Source organism: uncultured Winogradskyella sp. (assembly GCF_947498005.1).
In the GTDB taxonomy this organism is placed as follows: Bacteria; Bacteroidota; Bacteroidia; order Flavobacteriales; family Flavobacteriaceae; genus Winogradskyella.
Map to the genome: position 1 here is coordinate 129,276 of NZ_CANMIW010000002.1, position 21,408 is coordinate 150,683.

The 21,408-nt window shown below is 32.0% G+C and carries 18 protein-coding genes; 12 read left to right on the forward strand and 6 right to left on the reverse strand.

What is annotated here, in order from left to right; translation table 11 throughout:
• Positions 1-123 precede the first annotated feature (123 nt).
• The 12 genes from Q0891_RS03940 to rlmN all read left to right on the forward strand — a co-directional run bounded on the left by Q0891_RS03940 (position 124) and on the right by rlmN (position 11,505).
• Positions 124-753 carry a carboxypeptidase-like regulatory domain-containing protein gene (locus Q0891_RS03940; protein WP_299098943.1) on the forward strand — a complete coding sequence of 210 codons (630 nt, stop codon included), beginning with the start codon at positions 124-126 and terminating at the stop codon, positions 751-753.
• A 63-nt stretch (positions 754-816) separates the two neighbouring features.
• Positions 817-1,767, forward strand: coding sequence for a ribosome small subunit-dependent GTPase A (rsgA, locus tag Q0891_RS03945; protein ID WP_299099678.1), 951 nt, complete (start codon positions 817-819; stop codon positions 1,765-1,767).
• Entirely contained in the window at positions 1,764-2,096 is a 333-nt protein-coding gene (locus Q0891_RS03950; protein ID WP_299098945.1) for a hypothetical protein, read from the forward strand. Before rsgA ends, Q0891_RS03950 begins: the two co-directional genes overlap by 4 nt.
• A gap of 5 nt (positions 2,097-2,101) precedes the next feature.
• Entirely contained in the window at positions 2,102-2,554 is a 453-nt protein-coding gene (gene dtd, locus Q0891_RS03955; RefSeq protein ID WP_299098947.1) for a D-aminoacyl-tRNA deacylase, read from the forward strand.
• Positions 2,554-3,072, forward strand: a complete 519-nt coding sequence (locus Q0891_RS03960) for a metal-dependent hydrolase (RefSeq protein ID WP_299098949.1) — start codon at positions 2,554-2,556, stop codon at positions 3,070-3,072. Before dtd ends, Q0891_RS03960 begins: the two co-directional genes overlap by 1 nt.
• 128 nt (positions 3,073-3,200) lie before the next feature.
• Positions 3,201-5,105, forward strand: coding sequence for a DUF3857 domain-containing protein (locus Q0891_RS03965; protein WP_299098951.1), 1,905 nt, complete (start codon positions 3,201-3,203; stop codon positions 5,103-5,105).
• Between the two features lie 55 nt (positions 5,106-5,160).
• Positions 5,161-7,110, forward strand: coding sequence for a DUF3857 domain-containing protein (locus tag Q0891_RS03970; RefSeq protein WP_299098954.1), 1,950 nt, complete (start codon positions 5,161-5,163; stop codon positions 7,108-7,110).
• 2 nt (positions 7,111-7,112) lie between these two features.
• Entirely contained in the window at positions 7,113-7,439 is a 327-nt protein-coding gene (locus Q0891_RS03975; protein WP_299098956.1) for a nucleotide pyrophosphohydrolase, read from the forward strand.
• 12 nt (positions 7,440-7,451) lie between these two features.
• Positions 7,452-7,769, forward strand: coding sequence for a hypothetical protein (locus tag Q0891_RS03980; RefSeq protein ID WP_299098958.1), 318 nt, complete (start codon positions 7,452-7,454; stop codon positions 7,767-7,769).
• Positions 7,770-7,948: 179 nt separating this feature from the next.
• Entirely contained in the window at positions 7,949-9,175 is a 1,227-nt protein-coding gene (locus tag Q0891_RS03985; protein ID WP_299098961.1) for a 3-phosphoshikimate 1-carboxyvinyltransferase, read from the forward strand.
• A 149-nt stretch (positions 9,176-9,324) separates the two neighbouring features.
• Positions 9,325-10,374, forward strand: a complete 1,050-nt coding sequence (gene queA / locus Q0891_RS03990) for a tRNA preQ1(34) S-adenosylmethionine ribosyltransferase-isomerase QueA (protein WP_299098963.1) — start codon at positions 9,325-9,327, stop codon at positions 10,372-10,374.
• Positions 10,375-10,464: 90 nt separating this feature from the next.
• Entirely contained in the window at positions 10,465-11,505 is a 1,041-nt protein-coding gene (gene rlmN / locus Q0891_RS03995) for a 23S rRNA (adenine(2503)-C(2))-methyltransferase RlmN (protein WP_299098965.1), read from the forward strand.
• 93 nt (positions 11,506-11,598) lie between these two features.
• On the opposite strand, the gene Q0891_RS04000 is transcribed toward rlmN, so the two are convergent.
• The 6 genes from Q0891_RS04000 to Q0891_RS04025 form a co-directional block, all read right to left on the reverse strand.
• Complete coding sequence (locus Q0891_RS04000; RefSeq protein ID WP_299098967.1) at positions 11,599-12,174, reverse strand: outer membrane beta-barrel protein; 576 nt, start codon at positions 12,172-12,174, stop codon at positions 11,599-11,601.
• 209 nt (positions 12,175-12,383) lie between these two features.
• Entirely contained in the window at positions 12,384-13,421 is a 1,038-nt protein-coding gene (locus Q0891_RS04005) for a nucleotidyltransferase family protein (protein ID WP_299098969.1), read from the reverse strand.
• Between the two features lie 36 nt (positions 13,422-13,457).
• The gene (locus tag Q0891_RS04010) at positions 13,458-14,588 is read right to left on the reverse strand and encodes a hypothetical protein (protein ID WP_299098971.1); all 1,131 of its coding nucleotides are present in this window, start codon (positions 14,586-14,588) and stop codon (positions 13,458-13,460) included.
• Positions 14,589-14,603: 15 nt separating this feature from the next.
• A complete protein-coding gene (locus Q0891_RS04015) occupies positions 14,604-14,768 on the reverse strand; it encodes a hypothetical protein (RefSeq protein ID WP_299098973.1) in 165 nt (54 codons plus the stop codon).
• A 297-nt stretch (positions 14,769-15,065) separates the two neighbouring features.
• Positions 15,066-17,261, reverse strand: a complete 2,196-nt coding sequence (locus tag Q0891_RS04020) for a T9SS type A sorting domain-containing protein (protein ID WP_299098975.1) — start codon at positions 17,259-17,261, stop codon at positions 15,066-15,068.
• Between the two features lie 166 nt (positions 17,262-17,427).
• Positions 17,428-21,087 (reverse strand): T9SS type A sorting domain-containing protein, encoded by a 3,660-nt coding sequence (locus tag Q0891_RS04025; protein WP_299098977.1) that lies wholly within the window; start codon positions 21,085-21,087, stop codon positions 17,428-17,430.
• Positions 21,088-21,408 lie beyond the last annotated feature (321 nt).

A 21,408-nucleotide genomic window follows, 5' to 3' on the forward strand; every position in this document is an offset into this window, starting at 1 on the left:
TCGCCATTGGCGAGCCTTTTTTATGAGGAGCGTTTACTCACTGAAAAGGAGCATTCACGTATTGTTGGTTTTTAAAAATAGAGTTTCAAGCTAAGTTTGAGGTATGAACCAAAACCAATAACCATGAAAAAAATGACTTTATTTACCGTTGTGCTTTGTTTTAACTTAGTAGCCATGGCGCAAATTTCAATTACAGGAATTGTAACTAATGATTCTATTCCACTTGAATCCGCTAACATTTTTATTAAAAGTTCTCTCAAAGGCATTGCAACTGATAGTATTGGCGAATTTAAACTCCAAGCTAAAAAAGGAGATACCTTATCTATTTCATATTTAGGCTACAAAACCAAAGAGGTGGTTTTAGATAAAACTCATAACTTAGATATAAAACTTGAAGAGGATAGTTTTGATGAGGTTGTAGTGATAGCTTATGGAAATCAAACGTGTACAACATTATGCTGTGGAGGTATAAGAATATGTGAGACTCATATAGAAAGTAAATCAAATAATAAAAACAAATTCTTTCCAAATCCGTCATCTAACGGTATATTTCAATTGCAATTAAATGAAAATTATGATAACGTTGAGATTTCAATAGCAAATATGTCTGGAAGAATTATTCAAAATTCAATTCATCAAAAATTAGATAAAAATGTTGAGATAGACTTGTCACAATACCAATCAGGAATCTACATTATAAATATTATTGCAGATGGAAATCGTTTAGAACCGATTAAAGCGGTTAGAGGATAAAAAGTAGACCTAATTATTCGGCCTTTTTTGTTCCATTAAACAATAATGACCATCTTTGTAGTAATGACAGGAACAGTATATAAATCTACAGGAAGTTGGTACACCGTAAAAACCATGAATGGAAAATTCTATGAATGTAGAATAAAAGGCCGTTTTAGGTTAGAAGGAATTAAAAGTACAAATCCTATTGCTGTAGGCGATGTTGTAGAGTTTCAGCTCGAAACTAAAAACAATACTGAAACAGGTGTCATTAACCGCATTGAAGAACGTAAAAATTACATTGTACGTAAGTCTGTAAATTTATCTAAGCAAACCCATATTATTGCTTCTAATATTGACCAAGTGTTTTTGTTGGTCACTATAGATAATCCACCAACATTTACAACCTTTATAGACCGGTTTTTAGTTACAGCAGAGGCATACTCTATTAACACCGTTTTGTTATTTAATAAGGTAGATACTTATGATGAAGAAACAATGTTAGAGGTAAAGTATCTGGCAAGTATCTACAGAAAAATAGGCTATGAGTGTATTGGTATTTCAGCAGCCACAGGGAAAAATATAGATAAGGTAAAAACCATTATGGAAGGCAAAGTAAGCATGTTTGCAGGCCATTCTGGTGTGGGTAAATCTACTTTAGTCAATGCTATAGAACCATCTTTAGATTTAAAGACAAAAGCAATTTCTACGCAACATAGTCAAGGGCAACATACCACTACTTTTGCAGAAATGTTCGATTTAAGTTTCGATGCTAAAATTATAGATACACCTGGTATTAAGGGTTTTGGTGTTGTAGATATGGAAAAAGAAGAAGTTGGTGATTATTTCCCTGAATTTTTTGCTCTAAAACAAGATTGTAAGTTTAACAATTGTATTCACTTTAACGAGCCAAAATGCGCCGTAAAAGATGCTTTAGAAGCTAATGAAATTTCGTATTCGAGATACAAGAGTTATGTTCAGATTTTAGAAGGCGAAGATGAACATTACAGAACAGATAATTATGATAACGAATGAAATGTATTGTTACATTAGTTATAGGAATGTTTTTAATTTCATGTGGATTAGATGAGCCTTATTTCATGTCGGTAAAAATCACAAATTGTGACATAGTTGTAATAAATGAATCTTTTATGGAATTGTCTGCTCAAGCATTACAGTCTGAGATTTATAGGAAAACTAAGGGTTTGGATTCATTACAACTCTCTAAGTTTTTCGTAAAGTTAAGTATATCGCCTAATACACCAATGGAAAAAGTATCACTAGTTAAAAGTGAACTTCAAAAAGCGAATATTTTAAAAATTAGGTTCTACGAGATTGAAAATGTAATTTGTGGAGGATTATAGATAATATGAAAATAGTTATTCAAAGAGTATCAGAAGCTAGTGTTACTATTGAAGGTAATAAAGTCGCAGAAATAGGTAAAGGGCTTTTAGTTCTGCTTGGTATTGTAAATGAAGATACACAAGAAGATATCAGTTGGCTTTGTAATAAAATAATAAACCTGCGTATTTTTCCAGATGAAAATGGTGTGATGAATACATCACTTAAAGCGTCTCATGGCGATGTTATTTTGGTAAGCCAGTTTACACTGCATGCAAGTACAAAAAAAGGAAATCGTCCAAGTTATATTAAAGCGGCCAAACCAGATGTTGCCATTCCTCTCTACGAAAAATTTAAAGAGACGCTTCAACTTGCTTTAGAAAAACCAATACAAACTGGTGTGTTTGGTGCAGATATGAAAGTGAGGTTGCTCAATGATGGTCCCGTAACCATAATAATTGATTCTAAAAATAAAGAATAATGGCCTCAGTTTTTGGTCATGGTTTTCTAGCCTTTACAATTGCAAAAGTTTTAGATTCAAAATCTAATAAATTACTTTTATTTTTAGCAATAGGTTCTGCTGTGTTGCCAGATTTAGATGTTTTAACGTTCAGTTTTAATATTAGCTATGCAGATCCATTTGGCCATAGAGGTTTTACACATTCTGTCTTATTTGCTCTAATTTGGAGTCTAATTTTGGCGTTCATATTTGGGAAATCTAGAAAGCTGATATTTACAATAGTCTTATTTTTAGCTACTATTTCTCATGGTGTTTTAGATGCTATGACAACAGGAGGTAAAGGTGTTGGTTTTTTTATTCCTTTTGATAATACAAGATATTTCTTTCCATTTAGGCCTATAAAAGTTTCTCCTATTGGTGTAGAAAAGTTTTTATCTGAATGGGGAATTAATGTTATTTTAAGCGAGTTTAAATATATTGCGTTACCATGTTTGGTTGTCTTAATTGTAATTTCCGCGAGTAGAAAAATAAATTTTTAGTTTACGTTTCAAAATCAATTCTGTAGATCGTCGAAAAAAAATATTTCGTAGGAATTTTATGATAAAAATTATTGCTAGAAATAAATTAACTTTCTATATTGTAGCACCTAACAAATTTATTATCAAGTATGCCGCAATTAAAATCTACGCTTTTATTCCCTTTTTTAATTCTTTCATTTTTTAGTTTTTCTCAATCAGCCGACGTTTATAATGCGCTTTTAGTTCCTACGGAGTTAAAAGAAAAGGCTAATGCTGTTGTAAGATTTGAGAAGAAAACAGTTGAAATCTTAAGTTTAGATAGAATAAAAGTGACTACTAAACGTATTACAACTGTTTACAATAAATACGGGAAAAAACACATAAATGCAGTAGAATATTATGATAGCCATAGAGATGTACAGGCAATGGAAGCACGTGTTTATGATGCTTTAGGAGAAGAAATAAAAAAAATAAAAAAGAGAGATTTTGTAGATGTTAGTGCAGTAAGTGATTTTTCTATTTATGAAGATGATCGCGTAAAATATCTAGAGTATATTCCTCTAAACTATCCATATACAGTAGAGTATACTTCGGAGGTGGTACATAAGAGTTCAGCCTTTTTTCCAGGTTGGTATCCTATAGATGGTTATTATGTAAGTGTTCAACATTCTGATTATGAAATTATTAATTCAGCAGGTATAGATTTGAAATCCAAACAAATAAATTTTGGTGATTATAAAATAAAAGAAATTTCAGAAAATCATTTTGTTGCTGAAGATATCAACGGCATTAAGTACGAAGCCTACACGCCAGATTTTCAAAATATGATTCCCCATTATAAAGTGGCTCTTAAAAATTTTGAGATGGTTGGTGTTGAAGGGTCCAATGAAAATTGGAGTGATTTTGGTAAATGGATGTATGATAAACTATTAACTGGTACAGATTACATTCCTGAAGAAACCAAAGCACATGCAAAAAAAATAACGGAAGGTGTAGACGATAAAATAGAGCGTGCAAAAATTATCTACAAGTACATGCAAGATAAAACACGTTACATTAGTATACAAGTTGGTATTGGTGGATGGAAACCAATGTTGGCAAATGATGTAGATAAGTTAGGTTATGCAGATTGTAAAGGTTTAACCAATTATACTAAAGCATTGTTAGAGGCTGTAGATGTTCCGTCTTATTACACGGTCGTTTATGGTGGGCGAAGCCTTAGAGATATTGATAGTAAATTTTCTTCAGTTGAAGGGAACCATGTTATTCTTTGTGTGCCTAATGAAGACGAAAACATTTTTTTAGAGTGCACCAGTCAAACTAATCCATTTGGCTTTACTGCAGGTTTTACAGATGATAGAGATGTTTTATTGGTTAAGCCAGAAGGTGGCGAAATTGTGCATACAAAAATATATAATGCAGATGATAGTGTGCAAAACACAACGGCTAACGTAATTATGGATGCTTCAGGCAGCTTCACTGCAGATGTAAATATTGTAACTACAGGTTTTCAGTATGACATTCATCAAGGTATAGAAAATAATACAGAACGTGATCAACATCTTCACTATAAAGATTATTGGGATAATATTAATAATTTAACTATTGATAATATTAATATTTCTAATGATAAGGATGCTATAGTTTATAAGGAAGCAGTAAAAATGTCTTCTAGTAATTATGCCTCAAAAAGTGGAACGCGACTTATTTTTCAGCCTAATTTGTTTAATAAAGTAACTGATATTCCACCTAGATATACTGAGCGAAAATTAGAGTTTAAAATTGATAGGGCTTTTAAGGATACAGATGAATTTATAATTCAATTACCAGAAGGGTTAAAGGTAGAAGCCATGACAGATGCTAAAGAGATAACAACCAAATTTGGAAGTTATAGTTTTAAAATCGAAGTCTTAGAAGGAAACAAATTGAAATATACTAGACAATATATGTTGTTAAAAGGAAACTATCCTAAAGAAGAATACAAAGCCTTTAGAAGCTTTAGAAAACAAATTGTGAAATACGACAAAAGTAAAGTAGTGCTAGTGCAATCATAAATATTCTTCAAAATACCCAATTACTAAATTAATCCAAACTTTAAAATCATTTTTAATGAAACAGCTATTAATTTTAACTGCAGTTATTTTAGGCTTTAGCCTCAACGCTCAAAATTTTGATTTTGGCAAAATTTCAAAAGCAGAATTACAAGAAAAATTTCATCCTAAAGATTCGGCGGCATCTGCAGCAATCTTATATCGAAGTGAAAAAATAGATTTTTATTTTGTACAAGGGCAAGGTTTTATGCAGAGTCGTAAAGTACACGAACGCATTAAAATTTATAATAAGGACGGTTTTGACTTCGCAACGGAAAAAGTGTACTTGTATAGTGGCACAAGTCAAAAAGAGAAGTTAACAGGTCTAAAGGGTGTGTCTTATAACCTTGTAAATGGAAAAATTGAAAAGGATAAATTAAAAAGTGATGGTCAATTTTCAGAAGAATATACCGAATATACAGATATAAACTCTTTCACTTTACCAAATGTTAAAGAAGGTACGGTTATAGAATATAAGTATACTATTACATCACCTAGGTTTAGTATTGATGATGTTATATTTCAATATAATATTCCGGTAAATAGATTAGAGGTTAGAATAGCAACACCAGAATACTACATTTATAACAAACAATTAAATTTTCAGGCGGCTTACTTGCCTAAGGTGGTAGAAACAAGTAAAAATACAACAGTCCCATTTAGTTATAAAATTGATATTTCTACAATTAATGAATTTGATATTCCGGCATTACGAAAGGAGGCTTATTCTGGTAATATGAACAATTACCGAAGCAAAATGGCAATTGAACTTACAGCGTATTTAAATGCCGATAAAATAATAGAAAAAACACTTTCTACCTCATGGGAGAAGGTATCAGAAATTATATACGATAGTGAAAACTTTGGAGGTCAATTAGGTAAGTTTAATATTTATAAGGATGATCTTGAAGCTGTTTTAACAGGCGTGGATGATGATTTTGAAAAAGCCTTTTTAGTTGAAAAATTAGTGAAATCTAAAGTAAAGTGGAATGGACGCTATGGTAAATATGCCCAAAATGGAGTTAGAACAGCTTACAAAAATGGAGAAGGGAATGATGCTGATATTAATTTAATGATCGTTTCAATGCTTCGCTCAAAAGGAGTGAATGCAAACCCGGTTGTCTTAAGTACTAGAAATAATGGTGTTCCGCTATTTCCATCTCGAGAAGGTTTTAATTATGTCATCTGCAGTGTAATAAAAGGTGATCAACTTATGCTAATAGATGCAACAGAACAATATAGTACTAATAATATCTTACCACAACGTGTTTTAAATTGGCAAGGAAGATTAATTAAGGATAAAAATAATTCTCAATGGATTGACCTAAAACCGCGTAAAGTATCTGTAGAATCAACAATGTTGAATGCTACTATAGATGAAGATTTCACTGTTACTGGTAAAGTGTCTAAACAATTAACAAATTATAATGCCTTCTATTATAGAAATAAGTATGCAACTATGACCACTGAAGATCACATAAAATCTTTAGAAAATAATAAAGGCGCCATTGAAATAAGTGAATTAAATGTAGAGAACATAAAAAATGCAAGCCAACCCGTTAAATTAAAATACGTTTATGAAATTTCAGATGGAATAGATGAAGTAGGCGATAAGGTTTATTTTTCTCCATTATTATTTTTAGCCATAAAAGAAAACCCTTTTAAATTAGAGGAACGTCAGTATCCTATTGATTTTGTAATTCCACATGAAGATAAATATCTAGTTAATATAAAATTGCCAGATGGCTATGTTATTGAGTCATTGCCAAAATCTGAAGGACTAGCGTTTAAGGATGCTAACGTAAAATTTACTTACCTTTTAAAACAAAATGGAAATTATTTGCAATTAAAAGCAGAATTAAACATTATTAATCCCTTAATTTTGGCAGAAGACTATAAGGATTTTAAAGCCTTTTATAGTAAAATAGTGGAAAAACATGTTGAGCAAGTAGTACTAACTAAAGGATAGATATGGATATTAAAAATGCACAGAAAGAAGTAGATAACTGGATAAAGGATCATGGTGTACGCTATTTTAACGAACTTACCAATATGGCTCAGTTAACCGAAGAGGTTGGCGAAGTAGCACGTATTATCGCAAGACGCTATGGAGAACAAAGTGAAAAGGAAAGCGACAAAAACAAAGATTTAGGCGAAGAACTCTCTGATGTGATGTTTGTAGTATTATGCTTGGCGAACCAAACAGGTATAGATCTACAAGATGCATTTGATAAAAAGATGGATAAAAAGACTAAGCGAGATCATGATCGTCACCATAACAATGAGAAACTAAAATAAACCTAAAATGCCATGCTCATCTATGCTGTAGTATTAATCATTGTAGTGGCTATAATTACTGGTTATGTTTATGTCCGAAAAAACAAATTAAAGGATAAAACGAATCTAGAAAATCATTGGCAAAAATTTTTAAGAGCAGATTCATTAAATGACATTAATGGAATAGATTTTTATGGTAATAAATTAATTTATAATAAATATCTTAGGATAGAACAATTAGATGTCATCTCTAAAGTAGCTAATTCTAAAGTGAACAACTATCCAAAGTTGAATAAATTAAAAGAAGCAGCATTTAATAAGCAATTATATTATAAGCGTCAATTAGCTTAAACAGTACTTTGTCTATGTACAGAGAAGGTCGCAGAATACTAGGAGTAATTAATTTTTATAATTTACATTAGAGGTTCTTCATTTACTAATTGTAATTCTTTACACTTTTATTATCTTGGCGCTTTATTAGGGAAATCGATAGATTTTCTCTGTACCATTTTATAAGCAAACATCTTTTTATGGACATTAGTATCCAATTATCAAAGTTAGAAAATCATAAAAGCGTTCAAATAACAGGATCAAAAAGCGAATCAAATCGTTTATTGTTGTTACAAGCATTGTATCCACAAATTGAAATTAAAAATGTTTCAAATTCGGATGATTCTGTACTCATGCAAAAGGCTTTAGGATCAAAAGAAAGTTTAATTGATATTCATCATGCTGGCACAGCAATGCGATTTCTAACAGCTTATTTTTCTATTCAAAATGATAGAGAAGTTACAATTACTGGGTCTAAACGAATGAAAGAACGACCAATAGGTATTTTGGTTGATGCCTTAAAAACCTTAGGAGCAGATATTTCTTATTTAGAAAACGATGGTTATCCTCCTTTAAAAATTACAGGAAAAAAGTTAACGGTAAACAAAGTTACATTAGAGGCAAATGTAAGTAGTCAATATATTTCAGCACTGCTTCTAATAGCTTCAAAATTAGACAATGGATTAGAATTAACATTGAAAGGAGAAATTACATCAGTTCCTTATATAAAAATGACTTTAGCGTTGTTGGCATCTATAGGTATTGATACAACTTTTAATGGTAATGTCATAACTGTAAAAACAGCAACCCAAAAGATTGAAAAGCAAACATTAGTTGTAGAATCAGATTGGTCTTCGGCATCTTATTTCTATAGTTTAATTGCATTAAGTGATGTTGGTACTGAAATTTCAATTGCATCTTATAAAAAGGAAAGTTTACAAGGAGACTCGGTTTTAGCATCTATTTATAAGAGTTTTGGTGTTGTTACGACTTACAAAGAGCATAAAATAACATTAGAAAAAACGGATGTAATAGATCAAAAAGCATTAACCGAACTAGATTTAAGAAATGCGCCAGATATTGCACAAACAATAGCAGCTACAGCATTTGGTTTAGGCTTAGAGTGCTATATGGTTGGTTTGCATACTTTAAAAATTAAAGAAACAGATCGTTTAGTAGCCTTAAAAACAGAAATAGAAAAATTAGGAGGCGAAGTAATTATCACAGATGCTTCTTTGCATTTAAAACCTTCAAATACTATCTTATCTAATATTATTATATCAACGTATAACGACCATAGAATGGCAATGGCGTTTGCACCATTAGGTTTAAAAACAGATATTAATATCGAAAATGCAGATGTAGTTAGTAAGTCTTATCCTCAATTTTGGGAAGATTTTAAAGCTATTGGTTTTCAATTAAAATAGTTAATTAATAGTTTTAATTACAGGTTTATCCTTTATTCGTTTATATAAATAAATTCAATTAGTCTTTATAATTTAAAATAAACAGTCATTTACTTGACAAGGCCTATGTTGAGATTGTATATTTGCAATTCGTAAAAAAAATAAAATACATGAAATTATCACACTTTAGTTTTGACCTTCCAGACGAATTACTTGCCGAGCATCCTGCAGAACACAGAGATGAGTCGCGATTAATGGTACTTAACAGAGAAAAACAAACTATAGAACACAAGCTTTTTAAAGATATTATAGATTATTTTGATGAAGGTGATGTGATGATTATGAATGACACTAAAGTTTTTCCTGCACGACTTTATGGAAATAAAGAAAAAACAGGAGCACGTATAGAAGTGTTTTTATTACGTGAGTTAAATCAAGAACAACGCCTTTGGGATGTATTAGTAGATCCTGCTCGTAAAATTAGAATAGGAAATAAATTATATTTTGGTGACGATGAAACCTTAGTTGCTGAGGTAATTGATAATACAACGTCTAGAGGTAGAACGTTACGTTTTCTTTATGACGGTTCTTATATTGATTTTAGAGCAAAATTAACGCAGTTAGGTGAAACACCTTTACCAAAGTATATTAATAGAGAGGTTGAGCCAGAAGATGAAGAGCGATACCAAACTATCTATGCTAAAAACGAAGGTGCAGTAGCAGCACCAACAGCTGGTTTACACTTTTCTAAACATTTATTAAAGCGATTAGAAATTAAAGGTGTAGAAACTGCTGAGGTAACTTTACATGTTGGTTTAGGTACTTTTAACCCTGTTGAAGTAGAAGATTTATCTAAGCACAAAATGGATAGTGAAGAAATTATCATAACTAAACAAGCTGCAGATATTGTAAATAAAGGTATAGAGAATAAAAGACGTGTTTGTGCAGTTGGTACAACATCCATGCGTACAGTAGAGAGTTCAGTGTCTTCTAACGGAAGATTAAATGAATTTGAAGGATGGACAAATAAATTTATTTTCCCTCCTTATGATTTTAGTATAGCTAATTGCATGATTACTAATTTTCATACGCCTAAGTCAACGTTATTAATGATGACTTCTGCTTTTGCTGGTCATGATTTTATGAAGAAAGCTTATGAAGAAGCCGTTAAAGAAAAATATAAATTCTATTCTTATGGTGATGCAATGTTAATCATCTAAGTAAAATTAATATTAATAAAAAAAGCCTCTTAATTGAGGCTTTTTTTATTTAAACCAGAAACCAAATTCATTTAAGTACTTTTGCATTTCATGGACGTAAAAAAGAAAGACATACGAGCATTAACAAAAGAGCAACTCAGAGACTTTTTTGTAAACCAAGGTGATAAAGCATTTCGAGGGAACCAGGTATATGAATGGTTATGGCAAAAGTCTGCCTATAGCTTTGAGGATATGACTAATGTATCTTTAGAAACAAGGCAAATGTTAGAGGACAATTTTGTAATAAACCATATTAAGGTAGATCAAATGCAAAGAAGTTCAGATGGTACAATAAAAAATGCTGTTCGCTTGCACGATGATTTAATTGTAGAGTCTGTTCTAATACCTACGGCTACTAGAACAACAGCGTGCGTATCTTCTCAAGTCGGTTGTAGTTTAGACTGTAGATTTTGCGCAACCGCAAGGTTAAAGCGCATGCGTAATCTTAATCCTGATGAAATTTATGATCAAGTCGTGGCTATAGATAATGAAAGCAGATTATATCATAATAGGCCTTTGAGCAATATTGTTTTTATGGGAATGGGTGAACCTCTTATGAATTATAACAATGTCTTAAAAGCTATTGAAAAAATAACATCTCCAGAAGGTTTAGGTATGTCGCCAAAACGGATTGTAGTCTCAACATCTGGAGTGCCAAAAATGATTAAAAAAATGGCAGATGATAAGGTTAAATTTAAGTTGGCCGTTTCGCTACATTCTGCTATTGATGAAATTCGTACATCAATAATGCCCTTTAATGCTACATTTCCTTTAAACGACTTAAGAGAGGCGTTACAATATTGGTATGCAGCCACAAAAAATAGAATTACCTATGAGTATGTTGTTTGGGATGGTATAAACGACAAACGTAAGGATGCCCAAGCATTAGTAGATTTCTGTAAGTTTGCGCCAAGCAAGGTCAATCTTATTGAATATAACCCTATTGATGATGGCGAGTTTCAACAAGCCAACTCAAATGCCATTGATATGTATGTTAGTGTTCTCGAAGCTAATAATATCACAGTAACCGTAAGAAGAAGTAGAGGTAAAGATATTGATGCAGCATGCGGACAACTTGCAAACAAAAGTTAAACCATAACATCTTCAGTAAAGCTGCTTTTAATGATAAGCATAAAAAAAGGGTAACAATAAATGTTACCCTTTTTTTCTATACTAAGTTTATACTTATAATTTGAATATCGCTTGTAAGTGATATTGATAATGATTGTTATCAAATCCACTGTCTTTGTGGTTAAAAGCGAACTTACCTATGGTTTGAGCTCTCAATCCAAAAGTCCTATTTTTGTTTAACCAAAATAAAACACCTCCACCAAGGTTTGCAGAAATATTTGTTTCATCAATGTGAAAAAATCCTATACCTGCATTAGCGTAAAAATCTATCCAATCTGCATCTCTAAAGATGTGGCGACCAAAATAATATTTTAAATGTGTATCTAATGAAACGTAGTTATAGTCTTTAGGTAAAGGACCAAAAGGGACTACATCAATTTTACTGCTTTCAGCAAAACCATTGAAAGTAATTGATTGTTCAATAGCAAAATCTTCTGACCAATTGAATTCAACTGCTGCTGAAATTGGGAACTCAAACGTCCAATCACCTGGTTGATAAATAGGGTTTCGAGATCCTAAACTATTGATTGCATTTACACCAATACTTAAATACCAATCATTATCGCTTCTTTGAGCGAAAGATGATAAACTAAAAGATGCAATTAATACAATTAAAAATATTTTTTTCATGCTAAAATAATTTTGACCAAAGGTAAACTTTATGGATTATAAAACAAATATTGAAGTAAATTATTACAATAAATGTAGAAATAAGTTAAAAATAGTTCAAATTTGAAATAAAAAGTAGAGAAATATTAAGGAAAATCTTAAAATTTTCATTTTGAAAACTCGTTATTAGAGTTTTATGGTTAAAATGGTTTGCTAATTACGTGTGATTTTTAATTGATTTTCTTGGAAAAAATCATATTCCATAAATGTTTAGAATAGTATTTGTTAGTGAAAATTAGATTTAATCGTGTTCTAATATAGTTATAAGTAGATTTAGTGATATTTTGAATGACTCTAATTGGCTTATATTTCATGTTTACCTTATGTAAAGATTGAATATATTTCATATATCGATTAGCCTTTATATATGAAAATTCGTTAAAGTAGATTTGAGCAATAGCGATAAACGATTGTCCGTATTTTAATTTGAAAAGGGTTGAAATAAGATCCTTGTTTTTATGAGAGTCAGTTACAATGACATCATATAATACTTTAAAGCTTGGAAAGTTATAAAAATGTCCTTTATCATTGAGTTGCCAGCCTAAAATTTGATGTAGACTTAAATCCTGAAAAGAAGGAATTGAAATATGATTAACTTCTATTTTTGAATTTAAAACAGATTGAATATCTATTAAATGTCGATCGTTTTTATTTAATAAATTGGAATGAATTTCAATCGCAGCCAATTCGTTTTCAGATATTAAACGATCTAAATGTCGAAAGTCTTTTTTCTCGTAAGCATAACCAAATGTTTTTGAGTAACCTTTAGATTTTAAAAGATTAAAAGCCTGCTCAGTCTGTGAATTATCCACTAATATGTCTATGTCACCAATCATGCGTTCTGCTATATCTTCATATTTTCCACTAACGAGTAATGCAGTGCCTTTTAAAAACACATGATCAATATTGTGTTCTTTTAAAACTTTAGAGATAAAGTGTACTTGTTTTAAAATAGAAGCGTTTCTATTTCTATTTATCGATGAAATCTCTTGTAAATAGTTAACTAAATCTTCTGGCAGAAGATGTAATAGCTCACGTGATTTTAATCTACAATAAATCGTAGTGAGTACTAAGTATTTACTGCCTTCGATAACTATAGAATCCCAATTAAATTTTGGATGACTGATAGTTTCTTCTATGGTTGTATTCGGAGTTTTATAACTCAGAATTGCAGCAATATATTGAAATGTTTTCGCGTAGTTGTCCATAAATGATTAATACACTTCTAAGATAGAATATAATAATTATTTATACTGTGATTTAAACAAATTTGAAATTTCTTGAACTGCGGAATCTATATCACTATATGTTAATTCAAGAATTTCAAGATTTTCTAACCAGTTCAAAAATGCTTTTGCATAATCAGGGTTTGGAGAAATCCATGAATCCGGAATTAAGGTTTCTAACATCTCTTTTACTGTAACCTTTCTAACCGCTGTTGTAGTGTTCGCCTTATAATTGACTAAAATGGTTGCGAAACAAGGATAATGCAATTTATTTGGATGCTCACATGGTAGATATTTTAAATTACCTTTTGCTTTATTAAATTTTACAATTGGTAAGTTATCAAAACCTTGGATGTCTTTTTCAAGTATTTTAAAAGCACCTTCCTTAATAGAAATTGCTGCTGGATTAAAGTAGAAATCCTGGTTTTTATATAGCATTGGCGAAACATCATCTGCTAATAAATGAAATCCTTTTGTTGTCAACAAAGCGCACAATGTGCTCTTGCCTTTCCCTGAGTTTCCTGCAAAAAGAATAGAAGAGTTGCCATCTGTTAAGGTTGATCCATGGAATGTACTAATCCAATCATCTTCTACTTTGTCATGAATAGCACATAGTAAAAGCATTGTGAATTTACCTTGAATTTTATGATACTCGCGCTTAGGTACACTGGTAATTAATTGTTGATCTTCAAATAGAAATAAGTAATCGTCCTCTAAATAAATATCATAAATAATATCAGTTAGTTGAGTTTCTTTTATAGAATAGTGCGCAATTGCTGGGTGAATGGTTTTTTGTACAAGTTCAGAGTCATAATTAATCTGAACTATTTTATTGTTAATTCTATAGAGAACTGTAATAGTTTGCTTTTTACCATTGAAGGTCGATGTACGTATTACATCTTTAACCTTAGGTATGTTGCAATTGTTTAGATATTGCTCAATGGTATTCGTAATTTGATCTATATCTACGTTGGGTTCTTCTTTAGATAAAATAGAATTAAATTCTATTTTAGAACATGCTTTTAAATATGAATCTATTAGAAATTTAAAATCAGTATCAACGATACTATAACTGTTGGATACTGAATACCACAATACCCACATCCTACCAATCAGTTTCTGATAAGTTGGCGCTAAGCTATTGTTCAAAATATAAAGTGAATATTAATCGAAAGGGTTTCCTCCTGGATCTGCAGGTACTGAACCTACTTGTGCTTTAAGAGGATTTAATATCACGAAAGTTCCGACCGCTGTTAATGCAGCATACTTTCCCATTTTTGAAATGGCTTCCTTACGTGTAATTTTATCTGTGTTGTTCTTTTTCTTCATGGCTTTTGCCCTAAATTTGAGTTCAAAAATAGTAAATTATTTTATTTATTAAAGTAAAATACGAAAAGGTTTACAAAATTTTTCTTTATTCCTTTTAAAATCAAGTAACAGCTACTAAATATGCAATATATAGGCTTGTTTTTAGCAGTATACTTAAATAAAACATTCTAAGTTACTTACGATTTTATGGATTGTATGGTTTTCTTTAGGTAATCTTTACGGTTTTACAAACAAATCCACCACTCTATACTCACTATTATAGGCATATTAAGAATAGAGTAGTAGTTTGATAAAAGTTTAGTTACTGATAATAACTTTTTGGGTTTTGTTTTGAATACTATTACTTAGTTTAACTACATAAATTCCTGTAGATAAATTGCTAACATCAATTTTTTGTGATTGATTTTGTAATGATAGTATTGAAGTTTTTACAACACGCCCTTGAATATCAATTATACTTACAGTAGTGTTTTCAAATAAAACTCCAGATACTATTAAAGTTTTATCAGACCTGTCATTAAAAAGAGTAATCTTATTACCATCATTCTCAGTTATTGATAATGTACTATCTGTTGTTCTTAAATAAAAACGGCCTACACCATTTAAGTCTTCTGTAGGTGTTATTGTATAATCTCCAGATGTTAATAATGTACTAGTACTTTCTAATGTATCATCTAAATAAATTTCTGTAGTACTAGGTAAGGTGTTTGCTGAAATTGAAAATGTAATTTGTTCTGCCTGTGCTGCATTAACACCTAATGGTATAGTAACATCGCCATAGTCGGTTTCGCCTAAGGCTTGTATAGACATTGGTACACCTGTATTATCCATTAATAATTCTGAATATATTGAAAAGTCTGGTGCAGTTCCACCAAATAAACTACTATCAAATCCAGGATCTAAACCTTGTGTAGAATATTCTGTAAAATAAATATCTGTTACAAAATCTGTAGTGGAATTACTTAAAGTTAATTCTAGGTTAGTTACTGCTGTTGTACTTCTACCAGCAATAAAGTCATCACTATTACCTATTGTTCTAAGTGAAGGATCAAAAGTAACAGTTCCTCCTCCAGATTTTGAAGCCACAAAGAAACCTTGACCAGGTGCAATAACCTCACCGTCATTTGCAGGATCAAAAGCATACGCAAGATTCCAAGTAGTCCATCCATCAGATGCCGTACCATCGTAACCATAAACACCAGCACTTCCTGAGTTAAATTCTCCGTTATTTGCTAATAAAAATTCTTTCAATTTAATGTATGAAGGATATGGATTTCCTATTAAGTTCCATACACTAGAATTAGGTCCAACTGGCGCTATTATACCTTTTGTGACAATGCCAGATTCAGCATTTCCTGTGAAGGTATAGGTTCCACCGCCATTTGATCCGGTTCTGTAGCCATTACCAGCCGCTAATATTTCGGAATCATCTGCTGAACTATACAATGAATATTCATTGGTATTTGGGTCAAAAGGGCCAAATAAATAGAATGTTGTTGTCCCACCTCCAATTGTTCCAGATAAAATATCGGTATCTACATCGTTTCTTAAAATACCAAATGTACTTCCAGATAATGGAGAACTTACTAAGTCGTTTGCACCAGTTGTTGTACCTGTACCTGCAGCACCATTTACATAACGTTTGTAATTTACTGTTCCGGTAATTGTACCATCAGATATTAAACTAGAGTATAAGTTAGATGTTGAATTTAAAGTAAGATCATCTGTTAATGTTAAAGTAGCACCAGAGTTTACTTGAATATTACCACCAGCTTCAACTGTGATCGATTTTACAGCACATGTGCCATCGATTTCTATAGTAGCTCCAGCTTTTACAGTAACGTCTGAGTTGGTTAGGTTGCCGCTTAAAATTAATAAACCATCATTTATAGTTGTTGTACCAGAATGTGTGTTATCTCCAGATAAAACGAGTGTGTTAGGACCAACTTTAGTAACATTTCCTGTACCTTCCATTGCGCCTCCAACAGTTATAATTCCTGTACCTGTATTGCCAAATTCAACAGTATTACTATTGATGAAAATGGTTTCATTAAGAGTCAATCCACCAGTGTCGTTTGCGTGTATTTGAACATTTACCCCATCAATACCTATTGGTGTATTAAAAGTGTGAGTTGCACTAGATGCATTATAAATTCCTCCAGATGCAGATAATCCACCACCTGAATTGTTTATAGTTCTATCTGCGGTAATACTTGCTTGAAAATCCAATGAAGCCACTAAATAATATCTACCATTTGTGATCATCGTTGTGTTATTGTCGTGACCAATCTTCACAAAATTCCTAGTCGTGTTTCCGCTATCTGGATCACCTTGACTATTGTTGTCAGTAGCGTAATACCAAGGAAGTTCGCCATCACCAAAATTTCCTGTGGACACCTCGCTTCGGCTAAAAACATCTTGTTGCGAGAATGCTGAAGGCATAAAAAATACACATACGAGCATTAGAATAAAATAAGAGTAATTTTTTGTCATTATTATATAGTTATTAAGTTTAGTCTGATTTTTAGACAGTTGCAAATATAATAACTTTAAACTAATTATTGACCAGTATGCATCATTACGAAAATATTTTAAGGTACAAAAAAAACGCACTAAAATAATTTTAGTGCGTTTTTAATTCTATTAGTTGTTATAAAAATTATTGCAAAATAACTTTTTGAGTTTTGTTTTGTGTACCACTAACAAGCTCTACAACATATACTCCAATACTTAAAGTACTAACATCAATAGCTTGAGATCGTTTAGAGCTGTGTAATAATGTAGAACTTACTTTACGTCCTTGTATGTCATAAATAGTAGCAGTTGTTGTTTCAGTTAATTGACCTGCAACTACAATAGTTTTGTCACTTGCGTTACTGTAGATGTTTATATTATCTAAAGTAGTTTCAGCAGTAGATAACGTTGTATTGGTAAATCTTAAATAGAAACGACCAATACCATCTAAATTAGTGTTTGGTGTAATTGTATAATCACCATCAGTTAATAATGTAAATGTATTGGTTACATTATCTTCTAAGTAAACTTCTACAGTACTTGGTAAAGTAGACTGATCTATACTAAAGGTAATTTGCTCTAATTGATTAGCATTTACACCTAAAGGTACAATAACATCTGTAAGGTCTATTTCATTTAATGATTGTATGGTCATTTTTCTTCCGTTGTTGTTTTCAACTAAATGCGAATACATATAAAAATCTGATAATTGACCGTTAAATAGAGCAGCATCATAACCTGGATCTAAAGATCTTGTTGAGTTATTATTAAAATAAAAATCGGTTTTGTATTGATCATCTCCGTTTTCTATTTTTAAGCTTAAGTGACTATTAGAGTCTGCAGTTCTACCAACAATAAAATCATCGCCTCCAGATACCGTTCTCATAATAGGTGTGAAATTAAGAGTTGCACTTGCAGCTTCAGCTGCTACCATAAACCCTTGACCTGGAGCTATGTCAGTTGTTGTGTTTAAATTGTTAAAGTTAATCACTGTCCAACCATTTGCTGCATCGCCATCATAGCCATATATACCAATAGCATCTTGATCTAAATTGGCTGCATTTAATATTAAAAAATCGCCACTATTAATATATGAAGGGTAAGGGTTACCTATTAAGTTCCATTCGTTATCAGTTCCTTGTGAGATGGCAACAGGTACAGTACCTGTTAAAACATCTCCTGTAAAAGTAAATGTAGACGTATCGGTAGATGCTGTTCTATAACCAGTACCCGCAGTGATTGCTGTTGCATCATCTGCGTCAGAATACAAAGTATAGGGATTAGAAGCTGCATGGTTGTCATATGGCCCAAATAAGTAAAATGTAGTTGGTCCACCACCAACTGTACCAGAAGGTATATTAGTATTAGCAGCTCTAAATGCACCAAAAGTTTGCGATGCATTTGTTACAGGTGCAGAAATAAGATCGTTTTGTCCATTAGTACTTCCTGTAGTTGAATTAAACGTATTCACATGGCGCTTATAAATTACAGTACCAGTAATAGTACCATCAGAAATTAAACTTGCATAACTTGCAGACGTTGACTCTAAAGTTAAATCTGTAGTCAGTGTTAAAGTTACACCAGCATCTATAGTTAAACTAGCACCAGGATTTATCACTACAGTGTTGATGTCTGTATTTGTAGTAAGCGATGGATTACCAGCTTCAATAACAATGGCTTCATTAGATAATGAAACACCATCGGGATCACTTGGTGACCAAGCCGCACCATCGTAAGTATATATTGTTGGTGGATTGAAAGTCACTTTAATATCATCTAATGCAAATTCATCTCGACTTCCAGAGCCTCCATTATCAAAGCCAGCCCAATTTAAATAAAAGAAATCGTTATCTGCAATACTTAAACCTGTAATTGTTGTGCTTCTTTGTTCCGCTACCCAAGTTGGGCTAGAATCTGATCCAATAGGAGTAATAACATCTAAATCTGTAACATAATTATAACTGCCAAAATTCTCATCTTCACCGTAATAAAATTCAATAGCTGTACTTCTCCCTTCATTGTTATATACATACACTGTGTATTCAACCAAGATACTAGTTACGACTTGTGTGGTTTTGTTTTGAGATTTTAATACAATATCTCCAGGCGTCCAATCACTAGCGGTAGGTTGTGCTCCAAAACCATAATTTCCGGTAGCGACTTCAAATGCATAAAAACCACCTGATGTTACGCCGCCTGACGTATTACCACGTGAAAAATCCCCACTAGTTTCTGTATCTCCAAAATTACTATCACCTTCTGACATGCCTGTTGTTGCCCAAGCGCTTGAGTTTAATTCTCCTGCTGCAGGTGAGGCACTAATACCGTTACCACTGAACTGTCCTTCGTTAACAAAAGCAACTGTAGAATCAAAATTAATAAGAAACTCAACATTCTCTGCTGTAATTTGCCACCCTGAGGCTGGTAAGTCTATTACGTTAAATGTATCAGAATCATATGTGCCTGCAATAAAAGTGCTATCGTCACTAGCTGTTAATTTAATTCCCGTACCTAAAGTGTCAAAAATTAAGTTATCAAAAACCGCAATACCATTTGTAGCCTCAGCGGTTATTATTGCTGTAGCATCAAAACTGCCATCAGTCGTTAAAGAAATGTCAAAGCCTGTACCTGTATAATCGCTGTCTATATTTCCATTTACATCTGCATATGCGATTTCTACACTTGGAGCCATTATAGTACTAATTACAACTTCTGTTGGTTGAACAGCATATGCTAATGTGGTTGCATCTACGTCTATTATGAAATCATTACCAATAACATCACCTAGCGTATATGGGTTGCTAAAATTAGAGCCTGATGTTTCTGCATCAAAACTACCTAGTTCAGCAATTTGAATTTGTATTACATTTCCATCAACGATATTGGTAGTATTTAGATATAGCCCTAAAGAAAACTCTAACGCCGAATTATCTGTAACCGAAATAGGCGAACTAAACGCTAATTCAATTTCAGAGTCTGTTATAGTTACGGTTGGAGTATGTGTAACTAAGTTACCATCTAATAATGTAACACCTTGTATAAAATCTGTCCAATCGGCAGTGTTGTTTGCACCAGGCACAAAACGCATTGTCGTAATATCTGTTGGTAATGCATCTCCACTTCCTTGGTCCTCTACTTCAAAACTTAGTACTTCGAAAGCGTTACCAACAGTTGTAGTGTTTGCAGCTGTGATGGTTGCTCCTGAAATTTGAGGAGTCGTTGCATAAACCTCTGTGTCTGAATCATTAGTCGATACTGCTGTGCCTTTAATTATAAAATTATCCAACCCAGCATAATCACTACCACCATTTTGAAACGCGATTAACACAATGTAAGCGGAGTTAGCCGTGTTTGGAATATTCTCAGTAATAGTCGTCCAAGAATTTGTGTTTTTATTAAGTGATACTCTTCCTTGACCTACTTCAGATCCTGATACACCATAGAAAACTTCATATTCTAAATAATCAGTACTATCAAAACCTACAGTATAGAAATCGAATTCAATACTAACACTTTCATATGCGGTAACATCTGTTGCTGTAAAAGTCAGTGTATGCTCAAAATTACCTCCACCATTACCATTATCAATATCTTGTATACCCCAAAAATTACCAGTAGTGCCAGATGGATTTGCATTTGTTGATAGTATATCCCAATCATCTGATCCAGTACTATACGGAGTTGGATTTGATACATAGGTCCAAGTTGGCGTGCCTGAATCGAAGTCTTGTTGGCTTATTGTTGTCTGCGAAAACCCAAAATTTCCAATTAAAATAAGCAGTAAAAACGCGTAAAAATTTCTCATTGTAATATTTAATTATTGTTAAAACGCGAGTTTTAAGGAAAAAGAAGAATAACCTTTTATGGAAATATCTTACAGTATTTTACTCAAAACCGTTGCACAGTGTTTGTTAATCGTTTATTGATTAAAAATGTGGTTAAGTCTGTAAGGATGAGGGATGGCAAATATAGTAAAACTGATGTTTTATGATATATTTAAATATTAACAAACGGTTAATATCAATAGTTAGACACCTATTGTTTAGTAAGGTCACTTATGAAGTATGTAGTAATCACCTTATTGTAGCAAGGAGAAATAAGAATTATGAGAATTTTACTTCTTTCT